This is a genomic window from Kribbella orskensis (genome assembly GCF_004342085.1).
Lineage (GTDB): Bacteria > Actinomycetota > Actinomycetes > Propionibacteriales > Kribbellaceae > Kribbella > Kribbella orskensis.
Map to the genome: position 1 here is coordinate 155,701 of NZ_SLWM01000012.1, position 19,931 is coordinate 175,631.

At 69.7% G+C, this 19,931-nt stretch carries 18 protein-coding genes; 7 read left to right on the forward strand and 11 right to left on the reverse strand.

All coding sequences use genetic code 11. The features are described from left to right. Positions 1 to 10 precede the first annotated feature (10 nt). Together EV644_RS28085 and EV644_RS28090 are read left to right on the forward strand one after the other, a co-directional pair. Positions 11 to 883 (forward strand): intradiol ring-cleavage dioxygenase, encoded by an 873-nt coding sequence (locus tag EV644_RS28085; RefSeq protein WP_241998908.1) that lies wholly within the window; start codon positions 11 to 13, stop codon positions 881 to 883. Next, positions 880 to 2,622, forward strand: coding sequence for an FAD-dependent oxidoreductase (locus EV644_RS28090; protein WP_132191959.1), 1,743 nt, complete (start codon positions 880 to 882; stop codon positions 2,620 to 2,622). Before EV644_RS28085 ends, EV644_RS28090 begins: the two co-directional genes overlap by 4 nt. Positions 2,623 to 2,778: 156 nt before the next feature. Here the strand turns inward: EV644_RS28090 and EV644_RS28095 are convergent, their stop codons facing one another. Continuing rightward, on the reverse strand, positions 2,779 to 3,447 hold the full coding sequence (locus tag EV644_RS28095) for a TrmH family RNA methyltransferase (protein WP_132191960.1): 669 nt from the start codon (positions 3,445 to 3,447) through the stop codon (positions 2,779 to 2,781). Positions 3,448 to 3,471: 24 nt separating this feature from the next. Between EV644_RS28095 and EV644_RS28100 the strand changes: the two genes are divergently transcribed. Continuing rightward, positions 3,472 to 4,143, forward strand: a complete 672-nt coding sequence (locus EV644_RS28100; RefSeq protein ID WP_241998909.1) for a DedA family protein — start codon at positions 3,472 to 3,474, stop codon at positions 4,141 to 4,143. On the opposite strand, the gene EV644_RS28105 is transcribed toward EV644_RS28100, so the two are convergent. The 8 genes from EV644_RS28105 to EV644_RS28140 form a co-directional block, all read right to left on the reverse strand. Then, the gene (locus tag EV644_RS28105; RefSeq protein WP_132191961.1) at positions 4,114 to 4,521 is read right to left on the reverse strand and encodes a hypothetical protein; all 408 of its coding nucleotides are present in this window, start codon (positions 4,519 to 4,521) and stop codon (positions 4,114 to 4,116) included. The two genes, EV644_RS28100 and EV644_RS28105, sit on opposite strands and share 30 nt — an antisense overlap. Positions 4,522 to 4,676: 155 nt before the next feature. Then, positions 4,677 to 7,661 carry an AfsR/SARP family transcriptional regulator gene (locus EV644_RS28110; protein ID WP_132191962.1) on the reverse strand — a complete coding sequence of 995 codons (2,985 nt, stop codon included), beginning with the start codon at positions 7,659 to 7,661 and terminating at the stop codon, positions 4,677 to 4,679. Positions 7,662 to 7,928: 267 nt separating this feature from the next. Further along, positions 7,929 to 8,747, reverse strand: coding sequence for a LemA family protein (locus EV644_RS28115; RefSeq protein WP_132191963.1), 819 nt, complete (start codon positions 8,745 to 8,747; stop codon positions 7,929 to 7,931). A gap of 55 nt (positions 8,748 to 8,802) precedes the next feature. After that, on the reverse strand, positions 8,803 to 9,774 hold the full coding sequence (locus tag EV644_RS28120) for a quinone oxidoreductase family protein (RefSeq protein WP_132191964.1): 972 nt from the start codon (positions 9,772 to 9,774) through the stop codon (positions 8,803 to 8,805). A gap of 12 nt (positions 9,775 to 9,786) precedes the next feature. Further along, a complete protein-coding gene (locus tag EV644_RS28125) occupies positions 9,787 to 10,146 on the reverse strand; it encodes a hypothetical protein (protein ID WP_132191965.1) in 360 nt (119 codons plus the stop codon). Then, complete coding sequence (locus tag EV644_RS28130; RefSeq protein ID WP_132191966.1) at positions 10,143 to 11,006, reverse strand: DODA-type extradiol aromatic ring-opening family dioxygenase; 864 nt, start codon at positions 11,004 to 11,006, stop codon at positions 10,143 to 10,145. Before EV644_RS28130 ends, EV644_RS28125 begins: the two co-directional genes overlap by 4 nt. Positions 11,007 to 11,032: 26 nt before the next feature. Continuing rightward, entirely contained in the window at positions 11,033 to 11,854 is an 822-nt protein-coding gene (locus EV644_RS28135) for a citryl-CoA lyase (protein WP_132191967.1), read from the reverse strand. Then, positions 11,851 to 13,071 carry a CaiB/BaiF CoA transferase family protein gene (locus EV644_RS28140; protein WP_132191968.1) on the reverse strand — a complete coding sequence of 407 codons (1,221 nt, stop codon included), beginning with the start codon at positions 13,069 to 13,071 and terminating at the stop codon, positions 11,851 to 11,853. Before EV644_RS28140 ends, EV644_RS28135 begins: the two co-directional genes overlap by 4 nt. A gap of 200 nt (positions 13,072 to 13,271) precedes the next feature. On the opposite strand from EV644_RS28140, the gene EV644_RS28145 reads away from it, so the two are divergent. Together EV644_RS28145 and EV644_RS28150 are read left to right on the forward strand one after the other, a co-directional pair. After that, positions 13,272 to 14,789: an amidohydrolase family protein gene (locus tag EV644_RS28145; protein WP_199240028.1), complete on the forward strand. Its 1,518-nt coding sequence runs from the start codon at positions 13,272 to 13,274 to the stop codon at positions 14,787 to 14,789. Positions 14,790 to 14,853: 64 nt separating this feature from the next. Then, a complete protein-coding gene (locus tag EV644_RS28150) occupies positions 14,854 to 15,678 on the forward strand; it encodes an IclR family transcriptional regulator domain-containing protein (protein ID WP_132191969.1) in 825 nt (274 codons plus the stop codon). Positions 15,679 to 15,733: 55 nt separating this feature from the next. Here the strand turns inward: EV644_RS28150 and EV644_RS28155 are convergent, their stop codons facing one another. Both EV644_RS28155 and pyrE read right to left on the reverse strand, forming a co-directional pair. Then, entirely contained in the window at positions 15,734 to 16,429 is a 696-nt protein-coding gene (locus EV644_RS28155) for a hypothetical protein (protein ID WP_132191970.1), read from the reverse strand. Then, positions 16,426 to 16,974, reverse strand: coding sequence for an orotate phosphoribosyltransferase (gene pyrE, locus EV644_RS28160; protein WP_132191971.1), 549 nt, complete (start codon positions 16,972 to 16,974; stop codon positions 16,426 to 16,428). Before pyrE ends, EV644_RS28155 begins: the two co-directional genes overlap by 4 nt. A gap of 577 nt (positions 16,975 to 17,551) precedes the next feature. Between pyrE and tdh the strand changes: the two genes are divergently transcribed. Together tdh and EV644_RS28170 are read left to right on the forward strand one after the other, a co-directional pair. Continuing rightward, the gene (gene tdh, locus EV644_RS28165; RefSeq protein WP_132191972.1) at positions 17,552 to 18,613 is read left to right on the forward strand and encodes an L-threonine 3-dehydrogenase; all 1,062 of its coding nucleotides are present in this window, start codon (positions 17,552 to 17,554) and stop codon (positions 18,611 to 18,613) included. Between the two features lie 11 nt (positions 18,614 to 18,624). Beyond that, positions 18,625 to 19,821 carry a glycine C-acetyltransferase gene (locus EV644_RS28170; RefSeq protein WP_241998915.1) on the forward strand — a complete coding sequence of 399 codons (1,197 nt, stop codon included), beginning with the start codon at positions 18,625 to 18,627 and terminating at the stop codon, positions 19,819 to 19,821. Positions 19,822 to 19,931 lie beyond the last annotated feature (110 nt).

Sequence of the window (19,931 nt, forward strand, 5' to 3'; positions counted from 1 at the left end):
GAGCGACAGGATGGATCTCGAAGGCGAGGAACTGACCGACGCGGTGGTGGCCAGTTTCGACGGCAGTCCGGAGGAGCGGACCAAGACGGTGCTGAGCGCGCTGGTGCGACACCTGCACGCGTTCGCCCGGGAGGTCGACCTGACCGAACAGGAGTGGTTCACCGGGATCGAGTTCCTGACCCGGACCGGGCACAAGTCCACCGGCACCCGGCAGGAGTTCGTGCTGCTCTCCGACGTTCTCGGCCTGTCCATGCTGACGGTCGGACTGGGCAACAGGAAGCCGGCCGGAGCCACCGAGTCGACGGTGTTCGGCCCGTTCTTCGTCGAGGGTTCGCCGGAGATCAAGCTCGGGGAGGACCTGTCCAACGGCGCCCCGGGACAGCCCTGTCTGGTGACGGGGCGGGTCCTGGACCTGCAGGGCAACCCAATCCCCGGCGCCCTGGTGGAAACCTGGCAAGCCGACCAGGACGGCTTCTACGACGTCCAGAAGGACCTCGACAGCCCGCAGAACCGCGGCCATCTAGCAACCGATGCTGAGGGCAACTACTCGTTCTGGGCCGTGCGCCCGGTGGCCTATCCGATCCCGGACGACGGCCCGGTCGGCGAACTCCTGCGGGCCGGTGGCCGTGGCCCGATGCGCCCGGCCCACATCCACTTCATGGTGACCGCGCCCGGCTTCTCCCGCCTGATCACCCACGTGTTCGCGGCCGGTGATGAACACCTGCAGGACGACGCCGTGTTCGGCGTGAAGGACTCCCTGATCGCCGACTTCACCGAGCACCCGGCCGGCACCGCACCCGACGGCCGCCAGCTCGACCAGCCCTACTCCACCGTCCAGTACGACTTGGTGCTCGCCACCACCGAGGAGACGAAAAACCTATGATGACCACGGATGTGCTGATAGTCGGCACCGGCCCGGCCGGTGGCGCCGCCTCGCTGTTCCTGTCCAGCTACGGCATCGACAACGTCGTACTCACCCGCTACGGCTGGACCGCGAACACCCCGCGCGCCCACATCACCAACCAGCGGACGATCGAGCTGATGCGGGACATGGGCATCGAGGACCAGATCATCGACAAGGGCACCTCGCACGGGCTGATGGGCCAGACCGCCTTCTGCACCAGCCTGGCCGGCGAGGAGATCGGCCGGATCCGCACCTGGGGAACGCATCCGCAGCGCCTGGCCGACTACACCGAGGCCAGCCCGACCCTCCCTTGCGACCTGCCGCAGACCCTCTTCGAACCGATCCTCGTCAGTACTGCGGCCAGCCGGGGCGCACGTTTGCGCTTCGACACGGAGTACGTGTCGCTCGAGCAGGACGAGGACGGGGTGACCGCGACGGTCCGGGACCGGCTGTCCGGCGAGACCTACCAGATCCGGGCGAAGTACCTGATCGGCGCGGACGGCGGCCGCAGCAAGGTGGCGCAGGATATCGGGCTGCCGATGGCCGGCTCGATGGACATCGAGGGCTCGATGAACATCGTCTTCGAGGCCGACCTGTCCAAGTACGTCGCGCACCGGCCGAGCGTCCTGTACTGGGTGCTCCAGCCGGGCGCGCAGATCGGCGGCATCGGCGCCGGCCTGGTCCGGATGGTCCGGCCGTGGAACGAGTGGCTGATCGTCTGGGGCTACGACATCAACCAGCCCGCGCCGGTGGTCGACGAGGCGATGGCGACCGAGATCGTGCACAACCTGGTCGGCGACGACACCATCGACGTCAAGCTCAAGGGCACCTCGGTCTGGAGCGTCAACCACATGTACGCCGAGAAGGCGTCCGTCGGCCGGGTGTTCTGCATGGGCGACGCGATCCACCGGCATCCGCCGAGCAACGGCCTCGGCTCGAACACCTCGATCCAGGACGCGTACAACCTCGCCTGGAAGCTGGCCCTGGTACTGCGCGGGCAGGCGTTGCCGAAACTGCTGGACACCTACGACGAGGAGCGGACGCCGATCGCCCAGCAGATCGTGGAGCGGGCGAACAAGAGCCGGACCCAGTTCGGGCAGATCTTCCACGCGCTCGGGATGACGCCGGACGCGCCGGCCGGACGCACCATCGACTCCCGCAAGGACGACACTCCCGAGGGCGCGGCGCAACGCGAGGAACTGCGCAAGGCGATCGAGCTCAAGGACTACGAGTTCAACGCGCACGGGGTCGAGCTCGGCCACCGCTACCGGTCGGCGGCCGTGGTACCGGACGGGACGCCGGAGCCCGCCCATGACAGGGATCCCGAGCTCTACTACCACCCGACCACGTGGCCCGGGGCGCGCATCCCGCACTGCTGGCTCACCCGGGGCACCGAGACGGTCAGCACGCTGGACGTCGTCGGCAAGGGCCGGTTCACCCTGCTCACCGGCATCGGCGGCGACGCCTGGGTGAAGGCCGCCGCCACCATCGCCGAGCACACCGGCGTCGACGTCGAGTCGTACGTCGTCGGCCCCGGCCGCGAGCTGGAAGACCTGTACGGCGACTGGGCCCGGCTCCGCGAGATCACCGACACCGGCTGCCTCGTAGTACGGCCAGACGGGCATGTCGCATACCGCGCGGCGTCGCTAGCCGAGGATCCGACCGCAGCCCTGACCGACGCGTTCGAGTCGATCCTCGGAGTCCGCGCTGGTTCATGACCCACCGCTGTCCGAGGTGGGTGCTGGATGCCCACCTCGGACAGCGGCGAGTTCTTGAGCAGCTCGCGGGCGGTACCGCGAGGAGCGGCCGGCAGACCTGGCGGAGCAACTCGGACACCTCGGCGGTCTCGGCGTGGCTGGGAGTTACGGCCCGATTCAGGGCTTTTGGCCGAAGGTGTGGTGGCGGATCCAGGCGTGCATGGCGATGGCGGCCGCGGCGCTGGCGTTGATGGAGCGGGTGGAGCCGAACTGGGCGATCGAGAGGACGTCGGTGCAGATCGCGTGCGCCTCGTCGGTGAGGCCCGGGCCTTCCTGACCGAAGAGCAGCACGCACTCCTCGGGCAGGTCGTACGTCTCCAGGGGAACCGCGCCAGGCAAGTTGTCGATGCCGATCACCGGAAGACCTTTCTCGGCGGCGTACGTCGCGAGGTCCTCCAGGCGCGGGTGGTGCCGGACATGCTGGTAGCGGTCCGTCACCATCGCGCCCCGGCGGTTCCACTTCCGGTTGCCGACGATGTGCACCTCCTGAGCGAGGAACGCGTTTGCCGTCCGGACCACGGAACCGATGTTCAGGTCGTGCTGCCAGTTCTCGATCGCGACGTGGAACGAGTGCCGCCGGGAGTCCAGGTCCGCGACGATCGCCTCGAGCCGCCAGTACCGGTACTGGTCCACCACGTTGCGGCGGTCGCCGGTCGCGAGCAGGTCCGGATCCAGGCGTGGATCGTCGGGCAGCGGGCCCTGCCAGGGGCCGACGCCGACCTCCGCCGGGCCGACCAGGTCGGCGCCGATCAGGTCCGCGGGCTTCTCACGATTCGCTTCCTCCACAGGTCGGGACGCTACCCTGTGCGCGTGCTTCCTCTTATCGCGATGCTGATGCCGAACTGGATGGATCCGGAATTCCTGCTGAACTGGCTGGGAGACTGGGCCCTGTGGGGTACCGCCGCGGTCGTCTTCATCGAGTGCGGGCTGCTGTTCCCGATTCTGCCCGGTGACTCGCTGCTGTTCGCGGTCGGCCTCTTCATCGCGCTCGGCACGATCGGCGTCCCGCTCTGGGTGGCCTGCGTGGTGCTGACCGTCGCGGCCTTCGCCGGCAACGTCTCCGGCTACTACATCGGCCGGGCGCTCGGGACCACGTTGTTCAGGAATCCGGACGCGAAGTTCCTGAAGCCGAAGTACATCGAGCAGACCAACGCGTTCTTCGTGAAGTACGGGCCGCGGGCGCTGGTGCTGGCCCGGTTCGTGCCGATCGTGCGGACCTTCATCACCGTCACCGCGGGCGCCGGCCGGATGGACCCGAAGAAGTTCTTCCTGTGGACCGGCGTCGGCGCTGTCCTCTGGGGCACCGGCGTCACCCTGCTCGGCCACGCGCTCGGCCGGGTGAAGTTCATCCACGAGCACCTCGAGTCGGCGCTGATCCTGCTCGTGCTGATCTCGGTCATCCCGATGATCGTCGAGTACGTGCTGGCCCGGCGCCGCGAGCGCAACGCTTCCTCAGTCGGCGAAGGGGAAGTGCGGGTCTGACCAGACGAAGTCGGTGCTGAGGTCGGTCAGCAGGACGACGCCCACCTCACCGGTGGGCAGCGGGCCGATCACCTGACCGGACCCGAGCGAACACGCCACCCGGATCCGGTCCGCCGCCGCCTGGTACCAGACCAGTGCCCCCCGTGGCATCGCCCCCTCGTGCAGCAGGGCGTGATGGTCGAGCCACTTCAACGCGTCGGCCGAGTCGTGCCAGCCGCTGTCGTGGGCATAGCCGAACGCCATCCGCTGGAACTTCAGCGTCCAGTCCTGCCACGCCGTCGAGCCGACCCGCTCCAGTTCCCAGGTCAGCGCGGCTTCGGCGTCTCGCGGGTTCGAGACCCGCTCCACCGACCGGCGTCCCACAACGATCTCCCCCATGGCCGCACATCCCCCATCCTCCGGCCCCTGCCGTGGCATAGGAAATACTCACCCGGCCGCATACAGCCGCCGTACATTGGGAACATCCGCTACTGTGCGCCACAGAATTTCACCCGCAGTCGCGGGAACCCCTGTGACAGCAGGGATTGCCGGCATCAGCCGACCGCGCGGTCGGTGCTCAGAGCGGCCAGTTCGGCGCGCGCCTCGGCGGTCTTCGTGTCGTTGCCGGCCAGCTGCCAGACGCGGGCCGCGCGGTTGAGATAGCGCTTGGCGAACTCGACGTTCCCGGTGGAGGCGTACAGCTGACCGAGGTGGTGGGCGGCCTGGCCCTCGACGCTGCGGTCGCCGAGCCGGTGACCGATCTCCATCGCGTCCATCAGCATCCGGCGCGCGGCCGCTTCCTCGCCGAGCGGGATCAGCGCGTGGCCCAGCTCGGAGCGGGTGTAGGCGCCGCAGTGGTCGTCGCCGATCCCCTTGAAGATCGCGAGCGCCGCGTGCAACTGACGGACTGCCTGGTCGTGACGGCCTTGCTGCATCCGCAGTGCGGCGATCCGGCGGCGTACCTTCGCCTGCCGGTGCGGGTCGCCGAGGCGGACTCCGAGCAGGAACGCCTCGGCCAGGAAGCGCCCGGCCGTGACGGTGTCGTTGCGCCGTAGCCAGATGGAGGCGTTCGCGCTCCGGGCCACCGCCTCGCCGTTCTTGTCCCCGACTTCCACGAATGCGTCGACAGCCAGCTCGAAATGCGGGAGCGCCTCGTCCGGGCGATCCCGTTCGCGCAGCCAGGCGCCGAGCCCGATGGCGGTGATACCGGTGCCGAGCCGGTCCCCGATCTCGGCGAAGATCTCGGCCGCGGCAGACAGGTGCTGCCAGGCGGGCTCCCAGTCGTCCTGGTAGAGCGCGAGCTGGCCGAGGTTGCGGTGCATGATCGCCTCGCCGTGCCGGTCCCCGCAGGCGATCGCGCTGACCAGGCCCGGCTGGTGCGACTCGTTCCAGTCGTCGAAGTACGCGCGCATGTCCAGGTACGGACCCCAGGCGGCGGCGATCCGCCAGGCGTACTCGTGCAGACCGTTCTGCGCGGCGGCCCGGATCGCGGGCACGAAGGTGCTCCGCTCACTGTCGAACCAGGCGATCGCGTCGGTGTCGTTGAACGGCGCCGGGTCCGGGAGGTCCGGCGGACCGGAGTGCTCCAGCACGCCGAAGTAGACGAACGGCAACGCCGCACTGGCCCGGCGGAGCTTGTGCAGCAGCGAGTCGAGCACGGTCCGCAGGTCCTTGACCGCCTGCGCCTTCTGCTCGTCGTCACCCGCGCCGATCGCGTGCAGGCGGAGCAGGTCGTGCACCCGGTACCGGGCCTTGCCGGAGGCATCCACCGAGCTGATCTGCACGAGGTTGACCTCGATCAGGCGATCCAGGCTGCGGCGTACCGTGGCCGCTGACGCGACCGTCTCCAGCACCCGGGCGGAGAACTCGCCGACTGCGAAGTGGCCGATCAAACGGTAGAGCCGAGCTTCCTCGGCGCTCAGAGAGCCGTAGCTGAGGTCGGCGCTGGTCCGGACCGCGAGCTCGCCGATGCTCAGCTCGTCCAGCCGGTGGGTCTCGTCGCGCAGGCGCCGGGCCAGCTCGGTCGGGCTCAGATCCGGCCGTTGGGCCAGCCGGCTGGCGACGATCCTGATCGCGAGCGGCAGGTTGCCGCAGGCCGAGAGGATCTCGGCCGCGGCGGACGAGGCACTGTCGACGCGACCGGTGCCCGCGACGCGGCGCAGCAGCTCGGCCGCCTCACCGTCGTCGAAGGTGTCGAGCGGCATGCTGTCGGCCCCGGCCAGGTCCATCAACCGGTTGCGACTGGTGATGACGACCGCCGAGGCTCCGGTACCGGGCATCAGCGGCGCCACCTGGCTGGCCGCGGCGACGTCGTCCAGGACGATCAGGACACGGCGGCTGGCCAGCTCGGAGCGGAGTGCGGCCGAGCGCCGGTCGGGATCCGCCGGGATCGCGAAGTCGGGCACGTTCAGGCTGAGCAGCAGATCGGTCAGCGCGCCACCTGGATCCCTGGGCTCGGTGGCGCCGCGCATGTCCAGGTAGATCTGGCCGTCGGGGAAGTACTCCCGGACCAAGTGGCCGAGCCGGACCGCCAGCGAGGTCTTGCCTGTTCCCGGCGCTCCCGAGATGACGGCTATCGGAGGACGGACCGGGTCACGTCCGCAGACCAGATCCCGCAGTTGCTCGAGGTTGTGCCGCCGGCCGCTGAAGTCGGCGAGGTCCAACGGTAACTGGCTCGGCGGTCGCTGCGGCTCGGTGAGCACCGGCGCCGCCATCGGTCCGGTGGGTTCCGCCGGCACCTCGCGTTCCGGAGTACGGGCTGCGGCGGGAATGCCGGGGTCGGGCCAGTTGGCGGAGGGGCCGTTCTCGGCGCGGGCGCCGGCGGCCTGGAGCTCCTCGCCGGGCTTGACGTCCAGTTCGTCCGCGAGGGTCTGAACGGCCTTGGCGTACGCCGCCCGCGCCTCGCCGGCTCGGCCCGCTGCCAGCAGGGCGTCGACGAGCCGCCGCCACAACTGCTCGTCGTACGGGTCCTCGGTGAGGCGGCCGCTCAGCAGTACTGCGGCGCCGCTGGCGTCGCCGTGTTCCAGGCGGAGGTCCAGCAGGGTGTCGACCAGCCCGCGGTACTGCGCGTCGAGCCGCGCGATCGAGCCTTCCCAGGCCGAGGGGATCGTGAGGTCGTCCAGCGGGTGGCCGCGCCACAGGCCGTACGCCTGGGACAGCACCAGCATCGCTTGGCGCTTGTCACCGGCGTCGCGCAGGTGGCCGCCCTCGGCGATCAGGGCCTCGAACATGCTCGAGTCGAGCTCGTCGACGCCGACCTCGATGCTGTAGCCGGCCGCGGAGGTGTCGATCGGCGCGGGCAGGCCGGCCTCCTGCAGGACACCGCGCAGGGCCCGGACGTAGGTGCGGATGTTCGCCGTCGCCGAGCGCGGCGGAGTGCCCTCCCAGAGGGCGTCGGCGATCAGTTCGGTGGAGACGAACCGGTTCGGGTGCAGCAGCAGAGTGGCCAGCAGTTGGCGCGGTTTGCTTGCCCGCAGCGGCTGTCCGTGGACGTGAGTGAGGCGTAGAGGTCCGAGGATCTCGTACCTCAGACTGTCCACTTTGCTGCCCTCTCAACTATCGACCCGCCCCATGGTGGCATCCCGCCGGGCCTGCCGGGAAGGTTCAGGTACCACGATGTATGTCGCGATGTACGCCGGATGTATCCGGGCCGGGCAGGGTGGGACACGGTACCGGGGGGAGGGCAGGCCCGGGAGTGACGAATGACCATCGTCGCACCCGGGCCTGAATTCGGGACCTGGTTGCTGAGCTTCGGCCGTGGGGGCACGGGCCGGGGGGAGCTCGGCGACCCAGGGTGCACCCTCCCTTTACTGGCCACCGGTGAAGGGCGGCTGTCCGTCTTGCGGTCCAGGGGCTCCCGCAGGGGGGCCGCCCACCGGTGGCTGTCCCTGGTACGGGGACTGGCCCGAGGGCGGGAGCTGCTGGCCCTGCGGGTAACCGCCCGCCTGCTGCTGGTAACCACCTTGGTCGTTGCCCGGCATCTGCGGCTGGATCTGGCCCGAGGACTGCGCGCCCGGCTGCATCTGCGGCGGCGTCTGCTCGCCCGGCACCGAGCCGATCGTGCCGAAGGAGACCTGCGGGACGGACCGCACGGCCTCGTCCTTCACCTCGAAGTAGCCGGCCTTCTCGAACTTGAAGCTGCCGGCGATCAGGTTCGACGGGAACGCCTCGATCCGGGTGTTGTAGTCGCCCACGTTCGCGTTGTAGAAGCGGCGGCCGGCGGCGATCCGGTCCTCGGTGTCGGTCAGCTCGCGCTGCAGGTTGAGGAAGTTCTGGTTCGACTGGATCTGCGGGTATGCCTCGACCGAGATCATCATCTGCCGCAGCGCGCCGGACAGCTCGCCCTCGGCGGCCGCGCGCTGCTCCGGCGAGGCGCCCTGCACGTTCACCGCCTGAGTGCGCAGCCGGGCGACCTCCTCGAACACGTGCCGCTCGTGCGCCGCGAAGGCCCGGACGGTCTCGACCAGGTTCGGGATCAGGTCGTAGCGCCGGTGCAGCTCGACATCGATCTGCCGCCACGACTCCTGGATCAGGTTCCGCTGCTTGACGAAGCGGTTGTACGAGACCATCAGCGCGATGGCCAGAATCACGACGATCGCCACGATCACGATGATGACTACGGTCATTCCCTGCTCCCGAGTGTCGATGAGGCTCGGAAGTGACTCTACGGTGCTGCCGGGCCTAGATGGTGAGTACGAGGCGGCCCGAGGTCTGGCCTGCGGCCTGGCGTTGCCACGCTGCTGCGACGTCAAGGAGCGGCACGGTCTCGTGCGCGACCGCGATCCGGCCGGCGGCCGCGTACCGCAGTACTGCGGTCAGGGCGTCCCGGCGCTGGTCGGGCGTCAGGGAGTTGTTTGTGTAGCCGAGAATGCTCGCGGAGCGACTACGCAGTACCGATGAGGAGAAGGTTGCCTCGTCACCGGAGGCGCCGCCGAGGTTCACCAGGCGCCCTCCGTTCGCCAGGATCCGTGCGGCCGCGGTGGCTGCCACGCCGAAGACCGGGTCGATCACGACATCCACGGCACCACCGGTCGCGTGGGCGAGGAGGGAGGTGAGCTCATCCACGTCGGGGGTCATGGCAACCACTTCGTGAGCACCCGCCGCCAGAGCGCGCTGCCGGGCGTCCTCGGAGCGGCACACGGCGGTGATCCGGCCCGCCTCGAGGACCCGCGCCACACCGATCGCGGCCTGGCCGACCGCACCTCCGCCGCCCAGCACGAGCACCCGCTCGCCCCGTTGGAGCTGGGCTCGCCAGGTCAACGTCATCCAGGCGGCGACCCCCGACAGCCCGATAGCGGCGACCACGGTGTCCTCGACCGGTGCTTCGAGCGCGATCAGGTCGACGTCAGGGACCGCGCACCGCTCGGCGAAGCTGCCGTCGCCCGCGGCCATCCCGGCCGACGTCGCGAAGAACACCCTGGTCCCTGGATCCAGGACGGCCGAGTACTCCACCACACCGACTCCCTGTACCCCAGGCACGTACGGGAGCGGCGGCGCACCGAAGTACGACGTACCGGAGGCGCAGAGCAGGTCCAGCGGTACGACGGGCGCGGCGGTGACCCGGACGATGCTCTGTCCCTCGGTGGGGACGGGGTCGGGGTGTTCGGCGTGTGACGGGGGTTCGCCATGGACGCCCAGGATGGCGGCTCGCACGCGGGTCTCCTCTCAGGTGGCGATGTCCGGATACGGCAGCCGCAGGTGCTCCATGGCCTTGCCGTAGGCCTTCTGGTACTCCAGCGGGCCGTGGTCCCGCTCGAACATCGCGATGAACAGTGTGAGGGTGAGGAACGGGTGGGCGCCGAGTTGGAACAGCGCCACATGGTCGTGGTCGCGCAGCGCCCGGCGCTCCTCGTCGGTGAAGGCGAGCCAGGTCGACTTCTCGGTTGTCGTGCAGTTGAGGAGCTTGTTGGCGAACTCCTCCTCCCACCAGGTCACCGTGCCGGCTGCGTCCGCGCGGTACCGCTCGACCAGATCGGGATCGCGATCCACGGTGTAGAGGAACTTGTCCAGCAGGTACTTGCTCATGCCGGTACTCCGCTCGGGTACCAGGTGAAGTAGGCCTCCATCGTGTGGAACAGGTCGAGGGAGTCGACGTGGTCCGCCTTCGCACCGTCGCCGGCCACGCCCATCATCAGCATGAAGTCCATGAACCCGTGGGTCGCGTTGCCCGGCAGGTGCAGGCTGTCCAGGGTCACCTCGGCCAGGCAGCCCTCGACGTCGCCACTGGCGATCCACTCGACGGCCTTGCGGTCGAACGCCGGGTCGGGCCCGTGCTCGCCGAACTGCCGGGGACCGCCCAGCTCGAGCGACAGGTGACCGGTGCCGATGATCGCCACCCGCTTGTCCTCCGGCCACGACTCGACCAGCTTCCGGATCGTCCGGCCGAGCTCGACGAACCGCTTCGGCCGCGGCAGCGGCGGCGCGAAGATGTTCGTGTAGATCGGCACGATCGGCAGGTCCGCCTCGGGGCGCAGCGTGATGATCGGGCAGGTGATGCTGTGGTCGATCCGCAGTTCGTTGCTGAAGGCAAGGTCGAAGTCGGCGTCCAGGCCGTTGCGCAGGATGTGCGCGGCCAGCTTCTCCTCCCCCGGCAGCGTCATCCGCGGCAGGCCGAACTCGCGCTCCTCGTTGTGCCAGTTCGCGTCGAAGAACGGCGCCTTGCCGACCAGGAACTGCGGCATGTTGTCCAGCCACAGCTGGTGGAAGTGGTCGCTGCCCACCATCACCAGGATGTCGGGCCGGGCCTTGGTCAGCGTCTCGCGGAACGCCTCGATCTTGGCGACCCACTCGTCGGCGAAGGGCGGGCGGTCGGCGCCGGTGGCGGTGCTCGCGCGGTAGTAGAACGGGTGGTGCGTCGAGGCGATGACCGCGACGACGGTGGCCATGTGGTGCTCCTCTGCGTCCGGATGGGTCAGGGTGTCAGGTCGGCGGTGGAGTCGGGGGTTGGGTCGACGTACACGGCGTTGCGGTCCACGGTCAGGTAGGCGTCCATGCCGATCGGGCGGCGGCGCTCCTCCGCGAGCTGGCCGAGCAGGCCGGCAGCCCTGGCCAGCAACGCGAAACCGCGCAGCAGCTCGACGGGTAACCCGAGGTCAGCCAGCGCGGCACCACAGACACCAGCGCCGTTGAGCGGCAACCGGCGCCCGAGGACCTGCTCGTGCACCCGCCCGATGGCCTCGAACAACCGCAGGTGCGGCCCGCGCAGGCCTTCCTCCTCGGCGATCCCGATCAGCACCGGCGTCCGCGGATCCTGCACCTTGTGGACCGGGTGTCCAAGCCCAGGGACGAACTTCTTCGCCTCCCGGGTCTCCTTGACCACCGTCAGCGCGAGCTCGTCCCAGCCGGCATCGTCCTGCGGCAGTTGACCATCGAGTCGCTGCAGAGCCTCGTGCAGGAAGATCCCGCAGTCCTCAGTGACGCCGAGGAACCGGGAACCACCGCCGAGCAGACCAGCAGCCAGGGCGCCCTGAAGCGAGTCGGGCGCGGACAGATACGTCAGCCGGGCGGCGATCGCCGTCGGAGTGAAGCCGTGGTCGGCCAGGGCGACCAGTACAGCCTCGAAGACCCGCGTCTCCGATGGCGTCGGGCGGCGGAGTGCGACCAGCCAGAAGGCCAGCTCGCCGAAGCCGACCTTGCCCATCAGGTCGGCGGTCAGGTCCTGCCCGAGCAGCCGGATCTCGTCCGCTGTCGAGGTGCCCAGCGAGGTCGGGAAGGACAGCCCGTCATCCGTCATGCCGAACGCTCCTCGTCCCCAGTGCGGTTCTCCGGTGGTGTGGCCAACCACTTGCGGAGCTCGGCGCCGTGTTCGTCGAGGGACGGCGGCGGCAGCCGGTACTCCGGGGCTGTCTCGGAGAAGGTGATCGGATTGCGCACCGATGGCACCGCGCTCGCGCCGGATCCGACCGTCACGACCGGATCCAGGCCGATCTCCTCGGCGAACGCCACTCCTCCGTCGACCGTGTTGATCGGCCCACACGGAACTCCGGCGGCGATGATGTCGCGGAACCACTCGAGCTTGGTCCGGGTGCGCAGCCGCTCGACCAGGAGCGGGCGCAGTTCGTCCCGGTTGGCCGTTCGCTGTTCGTTGCGGTCGAACCGCGGATCGTCGGCGAGCTCCGGCACCCCGAGGACCTCGACCAGCTTGCGGAACTGGCCGTTGTTCCCGGCCGTGATGATCAGCTCGCCGTCGGAGCACGGCAACGGCTCGTACGGGAACAGGCTCGGGTGGCTGTTGCCCATCCGCATCGGGACGACCCCGCCCGCGACGTACGCACTCGACTGGTTGACCAGGCCCGAGAGCGCCGACGACATCAGGTTCACCTCGACGTGCTGGCCCCGGCCGGTCTCGTGGCGGGCGTTCAGCGCGGACAGGACGCCGATCGTCGCGTGCATCCCGGCCATCACGTCGAAGACCGAGATCCCGGCCCGGAACGGTTCGCCGTCCGGGTCGCCGGTCAGGCTCATCAGCCCGGAGATGGCCTGGACGATCAGGTCGTACCCCGGCAGCGCCGCGCCTTTCGGTCCGCTGCCGAACCCGCTGATCGACGCGTAGATCAACCGCGGATTCGCGGCCGCGACCGACTCGTAGTCCAGCCCGAACCGGGCCAGGCCGCCGGGCTTGAAGTTCTCCACCAGGATGTCGGCGCGCCGGGCCAGTTCCTGCGCCGCGGCCAGGTCGTCCGGGTCCTTGAGGTCGAGCGCGATCGACCGCTTGTTGCGGTTGACCGCGAGGTAGTAGGTCGAGATCCCGTCGCGCACCGGCGGCTGCCAGGACCGGGTGTCGTCGCCGCCGGGGGCCTCGACCTTGACCACCTCGGCGCCGAGGTCGGCGAGCAGCATGGTCGCGTACGGGCCGGCCAGGATCCGGGAGAAGTCCGCGACCAGCAGCCCGGAGAGCGGGCCGCGACCAGCGTCGCCGGCCGAGCCGTTCGGAGCGGGCGTTGCAGGCACGGAGGGCCTTCTCCCATCGTCACTAAAGCGAAAACGGACAATCGTCCGCCGAATCAGTCTCCGGTCGCCCCACTCCGGCTGTCAAGCGCCCGATGGGCACCGAGCGCAGGCTTCGGAGTACTGGTGGTGACGGGGTATTGACACGCCTGGGCGGCGCTTCGATAGTGGCCGTATCGCGATCATGACCGGCATACGGACGCATGTCCGAGCCTGGCAGCCTGGAGGAGACCATGTCCGATGCCGAGGTGCCGGCCACCGGCCGGCCGGTGGTTCTGCGAGGCGGCACCGTCCTGACCATGGACGACAGCCACACCCTGCTGACCGACGCGGACGTCCTGGTCGTCGACGACCGGATCGCCGCCGTCGGCGCGTCGCTGGACGTCCCGGAGGGCACGCAGGAGATCGACGCCCGCGGGGGCATCGTGATGCCCGGCATGATCGACACCCACCGGCACATGTGGCAGACCGCGATGCGCGCGTACGGCGCCGACTGGACCCTGACCCAGTACTTCGTCTGGTACTACCTCGAGCACGGCAAGATCTTCCGGCCCGAGGACATCTACGCCGGCAACGTGACGTCGGCCTGGGAGTCGCTCGAAGCGGGCGTGACCACCACGGTGGACTGGTCCCACGGGTTGCAGAGCGTGGATCACGCCGAGGCGGCGGTGGACGCGCTGCAGGCCGTGCCCGGCCGGTTCGTCCTTGCCTACGGCAACATCCAGGCCGGGCCCTGGGAGTGGACCGCCGACGCGAGCGTCCGGTCGTTCCTGGAACGTCGTCAGTCGTCGGCGAGCGACCTGCTCGGCCTGCAACTGGCCTTCGACGTGACCGGCGACCCGTCCTTCCCGGAGCGCGGCGCCTTCGAGGTGGCGCGCGAGCTCGACCTCGCGGTGACCACGCATGCCGGAGTCTGGGGCGCCACCAATGACGACGGCATCCGGCTGATGCACGAGAACGGCTTCATGACGCCGAAGAACATCTACGTGCACTCGGCAACGCTGACCAGCGATTCGTACCAGCGGATCGCCGCGAGTGGCGGCTCGGTCTCGGTGTCGACGGAGTCCGAGCAGAGCGCGGGCCAGGGGTACCCACCCACCTGGCAGGTCCGCCGGTACGGGATCCCCGTGTCGCTGTCGATGGACACCAGCGTGTGGTGGAGCGGTGACCTCTTCTCGGCCATGCGCACCACGCTCGGCGCCGACCGCTCCCGCGAGCACCTCGAGGCGCACGTGAAGGGCGACACCGTCACCCACACCCACCTGCGCGCCGAGCACGTGGTCGACTGGGCCACCCGCGGCGGCGCCCGGGCACTCGGCCGCGACGACCTCGGCAGCCTCCAGCCGGGCAAGAAGGCCGACGTCGTGCTGATCAAGAACGACGACTCCCCGGTCTCCTTCCCACTGCTCAACCCCTACGGTCATGTCGCGTTCCAGGCGCAGCGCGGCGACGTCCACACCGTGATCGTCGACGGCCGGGTGGTGAAGCACGAGCACCGGCTGGTCGGCGTCGACCTGCCCGCGGTACGCAGTTCCGTCGAGGCGACGGTGGATTACCTCCGGTCGGCGATGGGCGAGGAGGCGTGGGCCGGCGGGATGAACCCCGATCTCCCGCACGACGAGGAGGTCCTGGACAACCCGTACCAGTACACGGAGTACAAGTCCGAGTCGACGCGGGAGGCGAGGGGCAGCATGTTCGGCGACCCCGGCTCGGAGGAGTGACCGGCCCGGTCGGGGTCGTAGGCTCAGCGGCGATGGGTGGTCGGAGCAGCGGAGGCGGACACTGATGGCAGGACGAGGTTCGGGTCCCGATTTCGTCGAGTCGCTGGCTCGTGGACTGGACGTGCTCGCCTGCTTCGACGCCGATCACCGCAGCATGTCCCTCACCGAGGTGGCGACCGCGGCCGGGCTGGCGCGGCCGACCGCGCGCCGGCTGCTGCTGACGCTGGAGGAGCTCGGCTTCGTCCGGTCGACCGGCGGCGCCTTCCAGCTGACGCCGAAGGTGCTGATGCTCGGCATGGCGTACGTCGGTGCACTCGGCCTCTGGGACATCGCCAGGCCGCACCTGGAGTCGCTCGTGGCCCGGACCGGCGAGTCGTCGTCGATGGCGCAGCTCGACGGGTCGGACATCGTCTACATCGCCCGGGTGTCGGTCCCGAAGATCATCGCGTTGCGCGTCGACATCGGCACCAGGTTCCCGGCCGCGCAGACGTCGCAGGGCAAGGTGCTGCTCGCCGGACTCAGCGCGGACGACCTGGCGGCGACCCTCGCGCAGCCGAGTCGCGCCGGGCTCCCGCCGTACATCGGGCGGTCCGCGGAGCAGCTCCGCGACCAGCTCACCGAGATCCGGGCCCGCGGCTGGGCGCTGGCCGACGAAGAGCTCGCGCCCGGGGTGCGCTCGGTGGCGGCTCCGGTCCGGGACGGGACCGGCGCGGTCCGGGCGGCGATGAACGTCACGGTGCATGCCGCGGAGACGTCGACCGAGCAGCTGCTCAAGGAATACCTGCCCTTGCTGCTGCGGACCGCGGGCGACGTGAGCGCCGAGTGGGCGATGTGGCAGTCGCGGCCCCACGTGGAGCTCGGCCAGCGCAAGGACGAGTCCTCCGCCTGAGCCCGGCAGCCCGCAGTACTGCGGTCCGCGGCCGCGGTGGTCTGGCGGCGAAGGGTCAGTGCTGGCGGGGGTCGACGCCGGCGTAGTCGCGCCAGACGTACGGCGGGACGTTGTCGACGACAAGTTGCAGGAGCTGGAGGCGGTTCATCACCTCGACGGGTGAGTGCGGACCGGAGTCCCAGCCGATCAGGGAGTTCCCCTCGATCCGCCAGCCGATCTCGCCCCGGGCGAGCAGCAGCTCCATCATCTGCGGGTGGATCACCGAGTGCCCGAACCGCGGATCGTCCGCGGTCACCCGGAAAGCCCGGTTGAACTGCTCGCTCTCGAACCGGAGATCGCCGAACCCGAGGGCGTTCGCGACCGCGCCGCCGAAGATCCCCTCGTGGGTGACCTCGAGCTGCGGCAACGGGCCCGGCAGCTGCATCACCACGACGCCGAACTTGTGCGTCGTGGTCCGGCGGCCGCCCTTCCCGTTGCTGCTGTGGGTCTGGTAGCTGTAGTCGAAGGCAACGACCTGGCGGCCCTGGAAGGCGCCGCTCAGCACGTTCCGGACTCGCCAGTGATCACCGGTCTGGAACGGCGTACCGGCCCAGTTCCCGGCCAGCGCGTTGTTCTCCGGCAGGTAGCTGAAGCCCTGCTGCGCGGCGAAGGCGGCGAACGCCTCGCGACGCTTCTTCGCCAGCACGTAGTTCGCGTAGCCGACGCCGGCGCCGACCAGCAGGGCGACGACGACGATGACCGCGGTGGTCACGAGCCGAGACCGAGCTCCTCGAGGCCGAACACCGAGCGGTACTCCAGGCCTTCCGACTCGACCTTCTCCTGCGCCCCGGTGGACCGGTCCACGATCACCGCGACGGCGACCACCTCGGCACCCGCCTCGCGCAACGCCTCGACGGCGGTGAGCACCGAGCCACCGGTGGTCGAGGTGTCCTCGACCGCAAGCACCCGGCGGCCCTTCACATCCGGCCCCTCGATCCGGCGCTGCAGCCCGTGCGTCTTCTCGGCCTTGCGAACCACGAACGCGTCGAGCTTGCGCCCCTGCCCGGCGGCCGCGTGCAACATCGACATCGCCACCGGGTCCGCGCCGAGCGTCAACCCGCCGACCGCGTCGAACTCGAGGTCCGCGGTGAGCTCCAGCATGGCCGGCCCGATCAGCGGCGCCGCCTCGGCGTCCAGCGTGATCCGGCGCAGATCCACGTAGTAGTCAGCCTCCTTCCCGGAAGCCAACGTCACCCGCCCATGCACGATCGCCTTGCCCTTGACCTGCTCCAGCAACGCATCCCGATCAAAGCTCATGAGCCCCCACCCTAAGGGACCGCCCGCCCATCCCGGCCCGCGCAGCCGCAGAGTGTGCTCTGCCCGCACTGTGGGGGTTCACCCACCGTCAGAGCAGTGGGGTAACCACCAGCGGAGGCAGCGAACCCCCAGAGCGCTAGCGGACCCCCGGAGGGCGCGAGACCTCGCCCGGGCAGCCGCAGAGTGTGCTCTGCCCGCACTGTGGGGGTTCGCCCACTGTCAGAGCAGTGGGGTAACCCCCCGAGGAGGCAGCGAACCCCCTTGCGGCGGAGCGATCCCCCTATTTCGCGGAGCCGTGGGTGACCCGGTGGCCCGCGAGCGCGAAATTGCCCGGCTCCGCGGGCAGTTGCGTCGGGCCTCCCCCATCTATTGGTTGGAGGTGATCCCGGTTCCGAAGTACTGCCAGCCGAGCAGGCCGAGCCTGGCCATCAGCAGGACGATGCCCAAACCCGTACTGCGCCCCGTGATGTGCGGACGAGTATGCAGGTGATCTGCAAAGCCTGTGTACGACGTGTCGATGGACGCCGGTGGTTGCCCGGGACCACGATGTGGGGGCAACGGCTGAGGAGGCAACACCATGAAGGCGCTGGTCAAGGCCGAGAGCAGGCCCGGACTGTGGCTGCAGGACGTCCCGGTACCCGCGATCGAGGCCGACGAGGTCCTGATCAAGGTTCTGCGGACCGGACTGTGCGGCACCGACCTGCACATCCAGAACTGGGACTCCTGGGCGCGGAAGAACGTGCCGGTCCCGATGGTCACCGGGCACGAGTTCGCCGGCGAGGTGGTCGAGATCGGCGCCGGCGTCCGGGACGTCGCGGTCGGTGACATCGTCAGCGGCGAGGGTCACCTGGTCTGCGGCCGCTGCCGCAACTGCCGGGCCGGGCGCCGCCACCTGTGCATCAAGACCCGCGGGCTGGGCGTGCACGTGCCTGGTGCGTTCGCGGAGTACGTCGCGCTGCCGTCGATGAACGTCTGGGTGCACAAGGACCCGGTCGACCTGGACGTGGCCGCGATCTTCGACCCGTTCGGGAACGCCGTGCACACGGCGCTGTCGTTCCCGGTCGTCGGCGAGGACGTGCTGGTCACCGGCGCCGGGCCGATCGGCATCATGGCCGCGGCGGTCGCCCTGCACGCGGGGGCGCGCAACGTGGTGATCACCGACCTGTCCGACTACCGGCTCGAACTGGCCCGCAAGATCGGCGTCACGCACGCGGTCAACGTCGGCGAGCAGTCGATCGCGGACGCCCAGCGCGACCTCGGCATGCGCGAGGGGTTCGACGTCGGGATGGAGATGTCGGGCCAGCCGGCCGCGCTGCGCGACATGCTCGCGAACATGAACCACGGCGGCAAGATCGCGATGCTCGGGCTGCCCGCCGACGAGATCGCGATCGACTGGAGCACGGTGGTGCTCAACATGCTGACGATCAAGGGCATCTACGGCCGGGAGATGTTCGAGACCTGGTACTCGATGTCGGTGATGCTGGAACGCGGCCTCGACCTCGGCCCGGTGATCACCCACCGGTTCGGGTACGCCGACTTCGAGCAGGCCTTCGACGTGGCGAGGCAGGGCCACTGCGGCAAGGTGATCCTGGACTGGACCAGCCCGACGTACGCAACGAACCCCGAGGGAGTGCACTGATGTTCGGCCGGATGCGCGATGACCTGACCACCACGATCGGCGAGATCCGCGACGCGGGGCTGTACAAGTCCGAGCGGGTGATCACCTCGCCGCAGAACTCCGCCATCTCCGTTGCCAACGGCAAGCCGGGCGGCACAGTGCTGAACTTCTGCGCCAACAACTACCTCGGCCTGGCCGACCACCCCGAGGTGATCGCGGCGGCCAAGCGCGCCCTGGACGAGTGGGGCTTCGGGATGGCCTCGGTCCGCTTCATCTGTGGCACGCAAGCCATCCACAAGGAGCTCGAAGATGCTCTGAGCACCTTCCTGGGCGCCGAGGACACCATCCTCTACAGCTCCTGCTTCGACGCGAACGGCGGGTTGTTCGAGACCCTGCTCGGCGCCGAGGACGCGGTGATCTCCGACGAGCTGAACCACGCCAGCATCATCGACGGCATCCGGCTGTCCAAGGCGAAGCGGTACCGGTACAAGAACCGCGACATGGCCGACCTGGAGGCCCAGCTCAAGGACGCCGCGGACGCGCGGTACCGGCTGATCGCCACCGACGGCGTCTTCTCGATGGACGGGTATGTCGCGCCGCTGGACGAGATCTGCGACCTGGCCGAGCGGTACGACGCGCTGGTGATGGTCGACGACTCCCACGCGGTCGGCTTCGTCGGTCCCGACGGCGGTGGAACCCCGTCGCTGTTCGGCGTCAAGGACCGGGTCGACGTGCTGACCGGGACCCTGGGCAAGGCCCTCGGCGGAGCTTCCGGTGGTTACGTCTCCGGCCGGCGCGAGATCGTCGAACTGCTCCGCCAGCGGTCCCGCCCGTACCTGTTCTCCAACTCCCTGGCCCCGTCGGTGACGGCGGCCTCGCTGAAGGCGCTGCAGTTGATCGGTGGCACGAGCGATCTGCGCGACAAGCTCGCCGCCAACACCGCGCTCTTCCGCTCGAAGATGACCGAGGCGGGCTTCGACGTGCTGCCGGGCGACCACCCGATCTCCCCGGTGATGATCGGCGACGCCGCGGAGGCCGGCCGGCTGGCCGACAAGCTGCTCGAGCTGGGCGTCTACGTGATCGGCTTCTCCTACCCGGTCGTCCCGCACGGCAAGGCCCGGATCCGCACCCAACTCTCCGCCGCCCACTCCACCGAGGACGTGGAACGCGCCGTCGCCGCCTTCATCGAGGCGCGGGCAGCGCTCAGCTCCGACGCCGGCACGAGCTGAGCCGTCCCGCCGCGGCCGGCCCTGTGGTCCTTCATCCACACGGGGTGATCTCGGTCAGGGGTCCTTCATCCACGCAGGGTGATGCCGTCCGGGAGAAACAGGCGCAGCCT

Bases quoted from the DNA above. Each gene is read 5' to 3' on its own strand.
- pyrE (WP_132191971.1), bottom strand. From the start codon at position 16,974: ATGAGCTTTGATCGGGATGCGTTGCTGGAGCAGGTCAAGGGCAAGGCG.
- EV644_RS28135 (WP_132191967.1), bottom strand. From the start codon at position 11,854: ATGACGGATGACGGGCTGTCCTTCCCGACCTCGCTGGGCACCTCGACA.
- tdh (WP_132191972.1), top strand. From the start codon at position 17,552: ATGAAGGCGCTGGTCAAGGCCGAGAGCAGGCCCGGACTGTGGCTGCAG.
- EV644_RS28125 (WP_132191965.1), bottom strand. From the start codon at position 10,146: ATGAGCAAGTACCTGCTGGACAAGTTCCTCTACACCGTGGATCGCGAT.
- EV644_RS28130 (WP_132191966.1), bottom strand. From the start codon at position 11,006: ATGGCCACCGTCGTCGCGGTCATCGCCTCGACGCACCACCCGTTCTAC.
- EV644_RS28145 (WP_199240028.1), top strand. From the start codon at position 13,272: ATGTCCGAGCCTGGCAGCCTGGAGGAGACCATGTCCGATGCCGAGGTG.
- EV644_RS28115 (WP_132191963.1), bottom strand. From the start codon at position 8,747: ATGACCGTAGTCATCATCGTGATCGTGGCGATCGTCGTGATTCTGGCC.
- EV644_RS28170 (WP_241998915.1), top strand. From the start codon at position 18,625: ATGCGCGATGACCTGACCACCACGATCGGCGAGATCCGCGACGCGGGG.
- EV644_RS28090 (WP_132191959.1), top strand. From the start codon at position 880: ATGATGACCACGGATGTGCTGATAGTCGGCACCGGCCCGGCCGGTGGC.
- EV644_RS28085 (WP_241998908.1), top strand. From the start codon at position 11: ATGGATCTCGAAGGCGAGGAACTGACCGACGCGGTGGTGGCCAGTTTC.
- EV644_RS28150 (WP_132191969.1), top strand. From the start codon at position 14,854: ATGGCAGGACGAGGTTCGGGTCCCGATTTCGTCGAGTCGCTGGCTCGT.
- EV644_RS28105 (WP_132191961.1), bottom strand. From the start codon at position 4,521: ATGGGGGAGATCGTTGTGGGACGCCGGTCGGTGGAGCGGGTCTCGAAC.